Below are 13,904 nucleotides of genomic sequence, written 5' to 3'. Positions count from 1 at the left end.
ATTTTACCGTGACAAAAAAAGCTACCCCAAATGCTTCGTAGACATTTGGGATAGCCTTTGTTTCTGTAGGAGTGATATATTTTTTATTAGAACTATAAAATATCTAATCTAATTACTAATGCAATCAATACTTGTAATAGAACTTGGATGTTAATAGCAATATCAGTATCCGTTGTGGATACTTCTACTCCGCGTGAGTTTTCAATATAAACTTGTTGTTTGTTAATTTGGCTAGATTTTAATTTTGCGAACAGATCTTGAGTTATTTCGTCTGCTTTATGACCATCTGCAATCGAAATGCTAATTACGATAGCAATTGCTACCTGAAGCGCAACTTGGAGATTAAGTGCAGCTTGGATATCTGATGAGGATACCTCTACATCACAGGAATCCTTAATAATAATGGATTCGAGAGACTTTTGCACATTATTTAATTCTCCACTTGCCTCCTGATCCACCGTGGAATCTTTATCAAATGGGTGACACATGGAAGTGTCTAGTGCTCTCCATTTTTTGTCATCGCCACAGCTCTTGTCACATGAATCAAAACGATCATCGAATCTGTCACGATCGCAATGATGGTGTTTATCGCGTCTATCGCAGCTATCACAGATATCCTTAAATCGATGGCAATCGCATTTTCTCCTATGGTCTCTTACATCATCAAATGCTCTTGATCTAGGCATACTATTATTTCCTCCTTCTTCTCGTTTAGAATATTTTATGATTGAGAGTGGAAATAGGAAGGGTGATTGTACTAAGATATACTACCTATTTATTGCTATAGATAGATATTTTTCTCAGAAAGAGGTGAAGCCCGGTACATATCCATTGATTTACCAGGCTTCATTATGCATGCTATACCATATATAGGAAGGAAGTTAATTTTATAAATAGTTTATTTGTCTAGTATCCAATATAGTTTAATAACTATTATTCCTTGTTTTCATTGGTATCTTTATTTTCTTGCGTAAATTCTTCCACATTTTTTCTTAATTGATTAACCATATTTCTGACCATTTCTTTATCCTTTTCATCTAATTCTTTTGTCTTTAACGATGCCCCATGTTTTTTTAGTGTAGCATCTAAAAGGAAATCTACAATTTGACCTGGGGCATTATTACTGTTTTTTTCACTGTTTTTACTCAATCCAATCACCTCCATACGATTTTTATATAGTATATTCTTAGAAAGGGTAATCGTGTTAAGGATAGTAGTCTATTTAATATATATAGCTAAGGGTTCTGGATGTAATTATCTAATTGTAAAGTGAATATCCCAAAAACTGTGCTTGTATAAGGAAAGCTAATTCAGGTGGGCGTTTGTATGGATAATGAAAGATTATGGAATGCAAACAATAAGCAGGTACAGTTCTCTAATAGAGGAGCATGTCAGATGTATTATGTTTGTTAAATCACATAAGTAGCATAGTATCTAAATAAAGAAAAATACAAACTTATCCACCAATTGGCTAAGTTTGTATTTTTTATATGTGGATCATGATTAAATTAATGGAGCATAGCGGGCTCGAACCGCTGACCTCTTCGCTGCCAGCGAAGCGCTCTCCCAGCTGAGCTAATGCCCCGTACATAAATTGATTATAGATAAGTATGGTTGTTTTTGCAAGTCCATCAACATCAGTTAATCTGTGTTCATGGTACTTATTTACTATTTTAGAGAATTAATAGTAATATAGTTTTGAATTTACCAAAAATTTACTAATTTATTATAGATTATCAATGTTTGTTATGCGATAGTAAAAGTGTGTCATGTCAACGTAATACATGACAATAAATTATTTATCCTTAAGGAGGGAGAAGATGCGAAAATTACGGGTGAAACAGTCTTTTTATTTGGTTCTTATTTTTACGTTGATTTTAATGAATTTTTCACCAGTATTAAGTACATCTGTGGCCGCGACAGACGACGGAGAAACAACGGAAGAGTTGTTTATATCAGAGTATATCGAAGGTAGCTCCTATAATAAGGCCATTGAAATTTATAATGGTACAGGGGAAGAAGTGGATTTGTCAGGCTATCAATTGGCGCTTTATAGTAATGGTGCTAATGAGCCTAGTCAAACAATGACATTGGATGGTACGTTGGCACATGACGATGCATATGTAATTGCTCATCCAAATGCAGATGAGGCAGTATTAGAGGTGGCAGATCAAACAAATGGTAATGTAATTAATTTCAATGGGAACGATTCTATTGCTTTGCAACAAAATGCTAGTAATTTGGATGTTATTGGTATAATTGGGGATGATCGTAATTTTGCGAAGGATGTAACACTAGTAAGGAATTCATCCGTTATTGCTCCTGTTTCCAACTATGACGAGGGACAGTGGACCAATTATGACAAGGATACATTTGCATATCTCGGTGATCATACCGTAGATGGCGTTGATCCGGGTGAACCAGGTGAACCTGATCCAGAGAATCCTGATTTAATTACCATTGATGAAGCTAGGCAGCTTAATGATAGAACAGCTGTAACTGTAGAAGGAATTGTTACAGTAAATAATGATGCTATTAGTAATGGTACTCAATTTACAACATACATTCAGGATGATACTGGCGGCATTAATCTATTCTCTTTTGAACAAGGTGAATTACCAGATGTAAATAAGGGGGATCTAATCAAGGTTGTTGGCCAGTTAGATTCTTACAATGGGCTAAAAGAGATCATTCCTTCCAGTGTAGAAGTATTGGGAACAGATCAGCAACTACCTGAGATTCAAGAAGTAAGCTTAGAAGCATTACAAAATGAAACTACTGCAGAATCGCTTGAAGGTGAGCTTGTACGTGTGAATGGCTTTCTTTCAAGTATTCCAGAGAGTCCGGCTGGTGGAGGATATAATATCTCCTTTATTGATGGAGATTTTAATGGAACAACTTTACGCGTCATGGAAAATGCATTAGATGTCACTCAAATAGCTGAAGAGAAGTGGTATGACGTGACAGGAATCGTCAGTCAATATAACAGCTATCAATTGATTCCAACGGAGCAAAGTGATTTTCAACTAGCTGCAGAACAACCTGATCCACCATCTGCTGCAGGCGAGTATGAAACGACAGTTGAGCGTGTAACAGATGGGGATACTATTCGTATTGCTAATCCAGTATTAGGTGAAACAAGAGTTAGATTTGTTAATATGGATACACCGGAAACCTATGTAGCCCATAATGATGACCCAGCTAGAGATGAGATAAATGAAAATCAAAAATTTCATGGGGATGCTGCGACTGCTTATATGAATGATTTAATCCAGCCAGGTGATGAGGTAATCATTCGGCTTGGCGACACACCAACAGACGATTATGGGAGATTATTAGCAGAGGTTATTCGCAAAGAAGATGGAATGAATATTAATTTAGAAATGGTTGAACAGGGTTTCGCTTCAACGTATTTTATTGCACCATTTAATGAAGAGGTTTATCCAGAATATCAGGCTGCTGTAAAGGATGCAAAGGATAACGGGCTTGGTATTTGGAATCCAGAAAAACCTTTATTGGAATTGCCGTTTGTTTTTCGAGCAAATGATGATCAGAAAGGCTTCCAACGATATGTAGGTAATTCGGATACAAAGGAGTATGTTGTACCAGATAATTGGGCAGATGTACCAGTTGAAAAACGTGTATTTTTTGCAAGTCCTGAAGAGGCAGAATCCTATGGATATACTCCTGCTGGGGACCGAGTAGATGAAAATTTACAAGTACAGTTACTTGGATTTAATGATTTACATGGGAAGATCGATCAGGAATATGAATTAGATCCTGATGGCGATGGCGTATCAAAGATGTATGGAAGGATCGACTATGTTACTTCCGCTATTAAAGAAAGAGAGCAGGATCACCCTAATTCTTTCGTCGTACATGCAGGTGATATGATAGGCGGTAGTTCACCTGTATCAGGTTTATTACAGGATGAACCAACCGTTGAAGTTATGGAGACGATCGGGTTTGACGTTGGCTCTGTTGGAAATCACGAGTTCGATGAAGGAACAGAGGAACTGCTGAGAATGGTAAATGGCGGAGAGCATCCTGAAGGAAAAGGTACTCCTGAATATGACGGTATGGATTTTCCACTGCTTTGTGCAAATTGTGTGTATAAAGGAAGTGGTGATCCTATGTTATCTCCATACTACATTGAAAAAGTAGATGGTGTAGATATTGGCTTTATCGGTGTTACGACAGAGGAGACAGCTAATATTGTCATGCCTGAAGGAATCCAAGATATTGAATTTACTGATCCGACGATTGCTGTAAATGATGCGGTTGCGGAGTTGCAACGACAAGGAGTCGAATCAATTGTTATCCTCGCACATATTCCAGCAGAGCAAGATGGTGACGGTGCGACAGGAGAGGCTGCTGATTTAGCCAGAAATGTGGATGATGCTGTGGACGTAATTCTTGCAGCTCATAACCATCAAGTTGTTGATGGTATGGTAGATAATAAGTTAATTGTCCAAGCTTCAGAATATGGAAAGGCGTTTGCTGATATTGATTTAGAAATCGATCGTAAAACTGGCGATATTATTCAAAAAGAGGCGGAGATAGTATTTGTTGATCAAAGTAAATATACGCCAGATGAAGATGTTACCGCGATATTGGAGAAGTATCAAAATCAAATTGGGCCAATTTTGAATGACGTAATCGGATATAATGCCACTGATTTAACTGGTGATTACATTGTTGATGGAGATCATGGATTAGGGAATTTACTCGCTGATGCTATGAATTGGGCCATGGATAGTGACTTTGCAATGATGAATGGTGGAGGAATCCGTGATGATCTTCTTGCTGGTGAAGTGACATGGGGAGATTTATATAATATTCAGCCATTTGGGAATACGTTGATGACCGTTGAAGTAACCGGGGATGATATTTACACGATATTGAATGAACAGATTTCTTCGCAGTATGGACCAGATTATAGTGTGAGTGGCTTGCATTATACATGGAATTCAACATTAAATGAAGTAGTGAAAGTAACCTTACCAGATGGTACCCAAATTGACAGAGATGAAGTATATACACTAACAGTAAATAATTTCATGGGGACTTCTGAGGGGCCAATTAAAGATTTAGGACAAAATCCTGTTACTGGTCCGGCAGATATTGATGCAACCGTTGATTTTGTAAAAAGCTTAAACAGTAATCCAGATCATCCGTTTACGTATACCTCTGAGGGGAGAATTTCGGAAACAGATAAAGAACCGGGCGATCCTGGAGAGCAACCAGAGATAGAAATTGAACCGAAGCGAGATTTTGGCGTTGCTACGGTCTATACGAGAGAGATAAGAGAGCTAGACGATGGCGTCCGTTTAACAATAAATATTGAAAATGGTTGGAAATATCGAGTCTTATTCTTAACCAAAAGACAGGTTGACTTACTTCGGGAGAAAGAAGTAACCTTAGTGGTTACGAATGGTTCAGGTTCAACAACCTTTGATATGGCTTCATACCACAAACTATTTTTATTTGTTTGTGTGAAAAACAATGAAATGTAAATCTTTGTATAGATAAAGCAACTAGTATACTCGGAAGTCGCTAAAATGAGTGTTTTTGCTCATTAAGAGGTTGAACCGATAAAGTATGTTTTCTAGTTATGCTAGAAGAAGGTCGAAGTAAAAGAAAGTAGAGATAAGAGAACTCTGAACTATAATCGGGTGAAGCTATAAGTGGATCGTAGTTCAGAGTTTTGTCTTTTGATTCCTACAAAAAGGAACACATATCGCCGTACAGTTATCCTAGCAGAAAAATCATGTGTGATACCTACGTAGTCAGAAAGTCCTAAGATCAACACTGCTAAGCGATTTTTGGTTAACAGTTTTAGCTAGGTTCGCGGAAAGCAACCCATATTTCAGATTGATTTAAAAGCATACAATATTATTCGCCTGTAGACCATATGCGTTGCTAGGTTCACGCTTTCTTATTTAACATTATGCACGATCCAGCATTCGTTGAAGCGCAAATGTTGCATATGTTGACACATCTTGCGGAACAATTATTTTATTTATTGGCTGTCCCTCGATAATAGCTTCTAGCGACCAAAGTAGATGTGGTAAATCTATTCTGTTCATGGTTAAGCAGGGACACATGTGAGGATTTAAAGAAATAATACGCTTATCAGGATGTTGATGAATAATCCGTTGTACAAGATTCATTTCTGTACCAATTGCCCATGAAGTACCAGACTTGGCCCGTTCTATGATTTCAATAATCGATTTCGTGCTACCATTAAAATCGGAGGCGTCTACGACCTCTTTTCGACATTCAGGATGAACAATAATATTCATATCTGGATAGGAATTCCTTACTTGTTCAATGTTTGTTAACGTAAAATTTTCGTGTACAGAGCAATGGCCCTTCCACAAAATAACTTTAATATCATCTACATTTTCCGTAAATTGCAATTCGTCTTTAATAGGATCCCAAACTGCCATTTCATGAGGTTCGATGCCAATATCAGCTGCTGTATTTCTTCCTAAATGTTGGTCTGGAAGAAAAAGTATTCTTTCCTTTTGGGAAAATGCCCACTGTACCATTTTATGCGCATTAGAAGAAGTAACGGTAGCACCATCATTTTTGCCGACGAATGCTTTAATAGCAGCTGTTGAATTAACATATGTTAATGGCAAAATAGATTCCCCAAATAAATCAGTTAGCTTTGACCATGCTCTTTCTGTTTGGTAAATATCAGCCATATCAGCCATCGAACAACCTGCTCGCATGTCTGGCAAGTAAACAGTTTGATTAGCAGTTGTAAGAATATCAGCGGTTTCCGCCATAAAATGTACACCACAAAATACAATATAGTTTGCATTGGAATTTTTAGCGGATACCTGTGCTAACTGAAGTGAATCGCCAACAGCATCCGCAAATTGAATGACCTCATCCTTTTGATAATGATGACCAGGGATAAATAGCGAATCCCCGAGGTCTTTTTTAATATGTTGTACGCTTTCCTCCATTTCTGCTTTAGATAAATGAAGGTACTTCTCTGGAATAGTATGAGAACCTATTAACGTTTGGAGTAATTCCATTTAAAATTCCCCTTCCGATTTATACGTTTCTAATTTTTACAGTTGCACTTATATCTAACGCTTTGACAGAGTGAGTTAGATAGCCTAAAGAAATATAATCAATTCCGCTTGTTGCATAGTCATGTAATTGCTCTATTTGTATTCCTCCTGAAGCTTCTGTGATGATACCTTCAGGAACATATTGTAGCCAATCTTTAATTATTTCCGGTGAACAATTGTCAAACATAATAATATCTACTTTATTTGTAATAGCTTCCATTAACTGTTTCTCTGTTTCTATCTCCACTTCAATTTTTGTGGTGTGTCCTAATCGCTTTTTAACTGTTTGTACTGCATCGGTAATCGTTCCAGCAAATGCTATGTGATTATCTTTTAGCATTACCGCATCATACAGGCCAAAACGATGATTATAACCACCACCACATTGAACTGCATATTTTTCTAACATGCGTAATCCAGGAGTGGTTTTTCTCGTATCACAAATTTTTGCTTCTGTTCCTTCTATTAATTTCACAGCATTTGCTGTCATGGTAGCAACGCCACTCATGCGCTGAATCAGATTAAGTACAACTCTTTCCGCTTGAAGCAGTTCAATAATTGGACCGCTAATGTGTGCAATTTCGGTTCCTGCGGTAATAAATTCTCCGTCCTTTATGTGAATGTTGCAGTTAATCAAAGGATTTATGATGGAGAACCCTATTTCAATAACCGCTTCTCCACAAAATGTTCCTGCGCGTTTTGCCACAAGATGTAAATCCCCCTCTTTGTTAGGTTGAAACAAAGCTTGTGACGATATATCTCCATTACCAATATCCTCTAAAAAAAAGCTTTCAAGCATAGATTTTAGCTTCATGGTGTTCACTATAATTAACCTCCATGTTTTCGTTTATCTCGCATATAACCGCCAATTAATGTCCGATGGGTTCAAAGTCCTTAGGTTATACCCTTGTGGTACTAACAATCCGTGGGGGATAAACAAAACCTCCATGGATTGAAGTTTCACTTTTTTCGGTAATGGATAATACTTTTTCTTAGCCAGCGTTTGTAGTCTTTATTCGGAAAATCGGAACGGATATGACCACCTCTGCTTTCGGTTCTGATAAGAGCTGACTGGGTCATTAATACGGAATTAATCCACATGAAATAAGTCTGTATATCCGCTCTTCTACACTGATCAATATTTGCAAAAGGGTCGATTGAAAAGGAATTTAACCAAGCGAAATGGTGTTGAAGGCTATCATTATTTCGAATTATGCCAACATAATGTGTCAGTTTTTCCTGCAGCTCTTTCCTTGTAAAAGGAAGTGTTTCAAGTGGGTTCTTGTTATCTGGGGCAGGAACAAAATCTTTAGGATATTCTTCTACTTTCGTTTTTAATAGAAACATAGAGAGTCGACTTCCGTATACAAAGCCCTCTAGTAGTGAGTTACTCGCTAGGCGGTTGGCACCATGAACGCCACTGCATGCTACTTCACCTATCGCATAAAGCCCTTTTATTGATGTGCATCCCCATCTATCTGTAACAACACCGCCCATCATGAAGTGAGACCCTGGTAACACTGGTATTTTTCCTTTACTCAAATCAACATGATGTGCTTTACATAACTGCGAAATAGAAGGGAATCGTTTTTTGAAATTATGAATAGTAGTTATATCTAAAAATACGTATTTCCCAGATGTTACCTGTTTAAATATTTCATGGGCCACAACATGTCTTGGCCCTAAATCTTGCTGGTCATGGATTCCCTCCATTATTCGCTCGCCTCGATCATTAACTAATATGGCACCTGCCCCTCTAACAGCTTCTGAAATAAGTCCTACTGTTTTACCATTTGCCGATAAAAGTGTTGGGTGGAATTGTAAAAATTCTAAGTCACCTACGCTTGCACCTGCTCGATAGGCTAAAGCAATTCCATCTCCTAAGATGGTTGGGTGGTTTGAGGATTGCGTGAATAAGCCACCTGCACCACCGGAAGCTAATACAACATGTGGAGCGTAAAATTCCAGCAATTCCTCATTGCTGTTCTTGGCTTTTATGCCAATACATTTACCATCCCTATTTAAAATCAAATCCATTACCATTACATTCTCCATCCATGTGATGTGATCAGAAGCTTGTAATGATTCTAGTAAGAAATTCACAAGCTTCTTTCCTGTTTGATCTCCACCTGAATGTAGTATTCTAGGGACTCGGTGTGCACCCTCAACACCTAATGACAATGATCCATCAGCCTCTAAATCAAAAGGAGCACCGGCGTCAATTAATTCTTCAATAACTTTTTTACCTTCTTCAACAAGATCGTTTACACGATACTCATTTCCATGCCCCTCCCCAGCTGTCATTGTGTCATGAAAATGTTGCTGCGGAGAATCCGTTTTTGCGATAGCGGCGGCAATCCCACCTTGTGCCATGAAAGAATTACTGTCCTTAACTTGACCTTTTGTGATAATCATCACATGTTTGTGATTACTGAGTTTATAAGCTAATTGCAATGCAGCAATCCCGCTCCCTACAATAATGACATCGATTTTATTCATTGTCTTTCCTCCTGTTAATTTACAGGTGTCTTGACACATATGATTACACATAATTAAAATAATTACAAGTGTTATAGAATAGTAGGACTTCGTACAGAAGGGAGAGATTCATGTGAAATACTTCGATTATGCAGCTACAACACCTATCGATCCAGAGGTGTTAGCAATATACCAAGAGACAGCCTTAAGTTATTGGGGCAACACAAGTAGTCTTCATGATCAAGGAACAAAAGCTAAAGGGCTATTGGAAAGCTGTAGAGATAAACTGGCGTCTATACTACATGTTTCTTCAGATGGTATTTATTTTACTTCAGGCGGTACAGAAGCCAATCACATAGCTATTATTACGCTAGCATTGAGCCGACAAGATAGGGGGAAACATATTATAACAACAATGGCGGAGCATTCCTCTGTTTTTTCAAGTACAGCATATCTAAGGAAAGCGGGATTCAAAATAACCGAAATTCCCTTCTTGCAAAATGGGCAACTAGATTTTTATGCTTTAACAGATGCCATTCAGAATGATACGATTCTAATTTCAGTTGGGCATGCTAATAGTGAAATTGGTTCCATTCAGCCAATTGAAGCAATATCTAAGCAGGTAAGAGGACAGAACATTCTTTTACATAGTGATTGTGTTCAGTCATTTGGTAAGATAGACATAGCATCCATTAGTCCATTTGTTGATGCAATGTCTCTTTCCTCGCATAAAATATATGGTCCAAAGGGTGTGGGAGCAGTATTTATACGACCTGAATATCGAGTTACAGGAATATTTCCAAACGAAACGCATGAACGTGGAATCAGGGGAGGCACCGTTAATACACCAGGGATTGCTGCTTTTGTAGCAGCAGCATTAAAATTAACGAATAAAGATTGGAAAAAGATGTATCAGTTGAGAACTACCTTTTTTGAACACTTAGGTAGCAATTGGGAGAAACGGTTTACGATATTTGAGTCACCCTCTGATGTTCAACTTCCGCATGTAATTGGTCTAACGGTTAATGGACGTGAGGGTCAGTGGGTTATGTTAGAATGTAATCGTAGAGGGTTTCATATATCAACGGGAAGTGCTTGTCATCAGGAACTTCAATCTCCAGCAAGGACAATAATTGCTATGGGGGTTATGGAAGAGAAGCAAAGAGAATTTATTCGAATCTCGTTTGGACAAGATACTACGTTGGATGATGTGATTCAACTTGCGCAGCTATTAAGAAAGTTGGCGAAATAGTGTTTTCAATGAATCGTTAACATGGATGAATGAGATAATGGACGGTGATCAGATTGAATGAAAAGAAAAAAATGCTTGGTGATGAAAGAAGAAAAGCTATCCTAGCAAAGCTAAAAGCAAATAATGAACCAACGACTGGTGGGGAACTAGCAAAATTAGCAAATGTAAGCCGTCAAGTAATCGTTAGTGATATCACATTATTAAAAGCAAGGAATGAACCAATTATTGCAACAAGTCAAGGATACGTATATATTCCACATAGTTCTATTGGTGGTGTAGAACGAACTGTTGCGTGTCAACATACTCCCGAAAGAACAGAAGAAGAGCTTCACTTACTTGTTGACCATGGTATTACCGTTAAAGATGTAAAGATTGAACATAGTGTTTATGGTGATTTAACAGCATCTATTATGGTATCAAATCGGAAAGAAGTAGCCCAATTTATTGAAAAAATCTCAACAACTGGTGCAGCATATCTTTCCGAACTTACTGACGGGGTTCATATTCATACGTTAATAGCAGCTAACGAACAACAATTAGTTGAAGCAGAAAATGCATTGAAAGAAGCAGGCTTTCTGATTGAAAATAAATGAATAGCATCTCATCCTTTAGCAAATAAGCTAGAAATACATATATCCTCAAGAATTGTCATAATTGAAAAATAGTGATTCATAAACTAATAAAGTGTGAGGATTCCATATCTTTCTCACAATTATATTCTCCTGACATGTACACGTTGTTATTTGGTGTAAACGGTCAGGTTTTTATGTTTTTTAGAATAGAGAGGAGAGGGAATATGTATTTCTTAAAGTGGTTATTTATTGGATTAGCAGTAAATGCGGTTGCTTTGATGCTTTTGTTTGCGAATATGGAAGGGATAAAGGGATTGCTGGAATTTATCATGGAAATGAACAAATTCTCAGACAAATAATGAAATGTTAATAAAGTGTAACATTATAACTATATCGCCCTTATTTCATTATTCCCTTTAACTATATCTACTTAAGGGGTCATGGAGTATTGTTTATTATTATAATAATCAAGAAATATTTCCATTTTATTACTTTAATTTTACATAAGACTGACATATACTGTATATACTGAAATACTTCTTAAAATTTGTTAAATTATGACGTTTGACGAATGGTAATAAGAGGAGTAACATAATTCTGTCGAAAAAAACAATTGTCAGTTTATTCTGAAGGAAGACGAAGGAGTTTTTACTATCATGTCAAGATATAGCAAAGAAGAAATTGTACAAAGTGTCCCGCAAAAGGGATTTTTTGGACATCCCAAGGGTTTATTTACCCTGTTCTTCACTGAATTTTGGGAACGCTTTTCCTATTATGGAATGCGAGCGCTATTACTCTATTATATGTATACAGAGGTGGCCAGTGGTGGTCTTGGTATTGATGATGGAACAGCTAAATCAATAATGGCAATATACGGCTCCTTAGTGTATATGTCTGGGATAATAGGTGGATGGATTGCGGACCGCTTGCTTGGTACGCAGCAAACCGTGTTCTATGGTGGTGTGTTAATCATGGCCGGTCACCTTGTATTAGCGCTTCCGGCTGGAACTACTGCATTATTTATTTCTATGTTTCTAATTGTTGTCGGTACAGGATTATTAAAACCAAACGTATCTAGTGTTGTTGGTGATTTATACAGCCCTTCAGATGTGCGTCGTGACTCTGGATTCAGTATATTCTATATGGGAATTAATATGGGAGCGTTAATAGCACCTTTAATTGTTGGAACATTAGGTCAAGAATATAATTATCATTTAGGATTTGGTGTAGCAGCTGTTGGTATGCTTCTTGGGCTAGCTGTATTTTTAGCCACGAAAAGAAAGTATCTTGGGCTAGCCGGTACGTATGTTCCAAATCCATTAGAAAGAGACGAGAAGAAAAAAGTTTTTACACGTATTGGCTTAGGTGCAGTAGCTATTATCATCGTTGGTGCCATTACAATTCCTGCAGGTATACTAACGATTAATCGATTTACGTACTTGGTCAGCTTTCTAGGTATTATCATTCCTACATTATACTTTATTGTGATGTATCGGAGTCCGAAAACAGATGCGGATGAGAAATCACGTTTATTAGCTTATATTCCATTATTTATTGCGGCAATTATGTTCTGGGCTATCCAAGAGCAAGGTTCCATTATTTTAGCAGAATACGCAGATAAACGAACAGATCTTAGCTTTTTAGGAATCGAACTTCAGTCCTCCTGGTTCCAATCCTTAAATCCATTATTTATTGTCGTACTCGCTCCTTTTTTTGCTGGATTGTGGGTAAAGATGGGTGAACGACAACCATCTACTTCGAAAAAATTCTCTTTAGGCTTACTTTTCGCCGGTCTATCATTCTTAGTAATGATCATACCTGCGTCAATGAATGGAACAGAAAGTCTAGTTAGTCCGGTTTGGTTAGTGCTAAGCTTTTTACTTGTTGTTATAGGAGAACTTTGCTTATCTCCAGTTGGTTTATCAGCTACAACCAAATTAGCACCTGAAGCATTTTCAGCCCAAACTATGAGCCTTTGGTTCTTATCCAATGCATCAGCACAGGCAATTAATGCGCAAATTGTAAAACTATATACACCGGAAACGGAAATCATTTATTTTGGTGTTATTGGTGGAATTGCGATTCTATTAGGTGCTATGTTGTTTATGCTTTCATCGAAAATTCAGCACTTTATGAAAGGTGTTCGTTAGAATGAGCACTTTAACGAAAATTCGGCAAAGTCAACGATTTGCCGAATTTTTTTTATAAGTTAAGAAAGTATAAAATCAGTGCAATGACTGCGTTAAGCCAAGTAGTAATTTTGAAATGTTTGATGTATATTGGCAATGCTCCGACTAATTACTTCGCTTTCCGCGGGCACGGCCCATAGCCGTCAAGCTAAGAAAAAAGAAGTACGGTGCAATGTAAATATAAACATATTTTTCCAGTTTAATCCGTATTCTTTTATGGGTACTTGTTTTTCTTTTTTACACTGTTACTTACGCGGCACGGAAATGTACTTTATACGCAATGTTTAAGACATCAAAAGGACTTTTATGCTGACAACGATGA

10 protein-coding genes and 1 tRNA gene are annotated in these 13,904 nt (G+C 37.4%); 5 read left to right on the top strand and 6 right to left on the bottom strand.

Annotated features, from left to right (window positions below; genetic code table 11):
• Nucleotides 1–92: 92 nt before the first annotated feature.
• The 3 genes from Q1A47_RS10035 to Q1A47_RS10025 all read right to left on the bottom strand — a co-directional run bounded on the left by Q1A47_RS10035 (nucleotide 93) and on the right by Q1A47_RS10025 (nucleotide 1,585).
• A complete protein-coding gene (locus Q1A47_RS10035; protein ID WP_051388425.1) occupies nucleotides 93–488 on the bottom strand; it encodes a spore coat protein in 396 nt (131 codons plus the stop codon).
• Nucleotides 489–933: 445 nt separating this feature from the next.
• Nucleotides 934–1,149: a hypothetical protein gene (locus tag Q1A47_RS10030; RefSeq protein ID WP_026682488.1), complete on the bottom strand. Its 216-nt coding sequence runs from the start codon at nucleotides 1,147–1,149 to the stop codon at nucleotides 934–936.
• Between the two features lie 363 nt (nucleotides 1,150–1,512).
• Nucleotides 1,513–1,585: transfer RNA gene (locus Q1A47_RS10025), tRNA-Ala, on the bottom strand.
• Between the two features lie 235 nt (nucleotides 1,586–1,820).
• Here Q1A47_RS10025 and Q1A47_RS10020 point away from each other — a divergent pair.
• Entirely contained in the window at nucleotides 1,821–5,516 is a 3,696-nt protein-coding gene (locus Q1A47_RS10020) for a 5'-nucleotidase C-terminal domain-containing protein (RefSeq protein ID WP_166530639.1), read from the top strand.
• A 432-nt stretch (nucleotides 5,517–5,948) separates the two neighbouring features.
• Here Q1A47_RS10020 and nadA read toward each other — a convergent pair whose 3' ends face one another.
• From nadA to nadB, 3 genes are all read right to left on the bottom strand, one after another.
• The gene (gene nadA / locus Q1A47_RS10015) at nucleotides 5,949–7,052 is read right to left on the bottom strand and encodes a quinolinate synthase NadA (protein ID WP_026682489.1); all 1,104 of its coding nucleotides are present in this window, start codon (nucleotides 7,050–7,052) and stop codon (nucleotides 5,949–5,951) included.
• A 19-nt stretch (nucleotides 7,053–7,071) separates the two neighbouring features.
• Nucleotides 7,072–7,914 (bottom strand): carboxylating nicotinate-nucleotide diphosphorylase, encoded by an 843-nt coding sequence (gene nadC, locus Q1A47_RS10010; protein WP_026682490.1) that lies wholly within the window; start codon nucleotides 7,912–7,914, stop codon nucleotides 7,072–7,074.
• Between the two features lie 137 nt (nucleotides 7,915–8,051).
• Nucleotides 8,052–9,590 (bottom strand): L-aspartate oxidase, encoded by a 1,539-nt coding sequence (gene nadB, locus Q1A47_RS10005; RefSeq protein WP_034679480.1) that lies wholly within the window; start codon nucleotides 9,588–9,590, stop codon nucleotides 8,052–8,054.
• 112 nt (nucleotides 9,591–9,702) lie between these two features.
• Between nadB and Q1A47_RS10000 the strand changes: the two genes are divergently transcribed.
• From Q1A47_RS10000 to Q1A47_RS09985, 4 genes are all read left to right on the top strand, one after another.
• Nucleotides 9,703–10,821: an IscS subfamily cysteine desulfurase gene (locus Q1A47_RS10000; RefSeq protein WP_121604446.1), complete on the top strand. Its 1,119-nt coding sequence runs from the start codon at nucleotides 9,703–9,705 to the stop codon at nucleotides 10,819–10,821.
• A 53-nt stretch (nucleotides 10,822–10,874) separates the two neighbouring features.
• Complete coding sequence (locus Q1A47_RS09995) at nucleotides 10,875–11,414, top strand: transcription repressor NadR (RefSeq protein ID WP_026682492.1); 540 nt, start codon at nucleotides 10,875–10,877, stop codon at nucleotides 11,412–11,414.
• Nucleotides 11,415–11,617: 203 nt separating this feature from the next.
• Nucleotides 11,618–11,752: a hypothetical protein gene (locus tag Q1A47_RS09990; RefSeq protein ID WP_255637704.1), complete on the top strand. Its 135-nt coding sequence runs from the start codon at nucleotides 11,618–11,620 to the stop codon at nucleotides 11,750–11,752.
• Nucleotides 11,753–12,049: 297 nt separating this feature from the next.
• On the top strand, nucleotides 12,050–13,543 hold the full coding sequence (locus Q1A47_RS09985; RefSeq protein WP_121604447.1) for a peptide MFS transporter: 1,494 nt from the start codon (nucleotides 12,050–12,052) through the stop codon (nucleotides 13,541–13,543).
• Nucleotides 13,544–13,904: the final 361 nt, after the last annotated feature.

The organism is uncultured Virgibacillus sp. (assembly GCF_947495635.1).
Lineage (GTDB): Bacteria > Bacillota > Bacilli > Bacillales > Amphibacillaceae > Virgibacillus > Virgibacillus salarius.
The sequence above is the reverse complement of the archived record's forward strand: the minus strand, read 5'-3'. Positions and strand labels throughout refer to the sequence as shown.

Coding starts and splice junctions, on each gene's coding strand:
- Q1A47_RS10035 (WP_051388425.1), bottom strand. CDS start 488: ATGTGTCACCCATTTGATAAAGATTCCACGGTGGATCAGGAGGCAAGT.
- Q1A47_RS10020 (WP_166530639.1), top strand. CDS start 1,821: ATGCGAAAATTACGGGTGAAACAGTCTTTTTATTTGGTTCTTATTTTT.
- nadB (WP_034679480.1), bottom strand. CDS start 9,590: ATGAATAAAATCGATGTCATTATTGTAGGGAGCGGGATTGCTGCATTG.
- Q1A47_RS09985 (WP_121604447.1), top strand. CDS start 12,050: ATGTCAAGATATAGCAAAGAAGAAATTGTACAAAGTGTCCCGCAAAAG.
- Q1A47_RS09990 (WP_255637704.1), top strand. CDS start 11,618: ATGTATTTCTTAAAGTGGTTATTTATTGGATTAGCAGTAAATGCGGTT.
- nadA (WP_026682489.1), bottom strand. CDS start 7,052: ATGGAATTACTCCAAACGTTAATAGGTTCTCATACTATTCCAGAGAAG.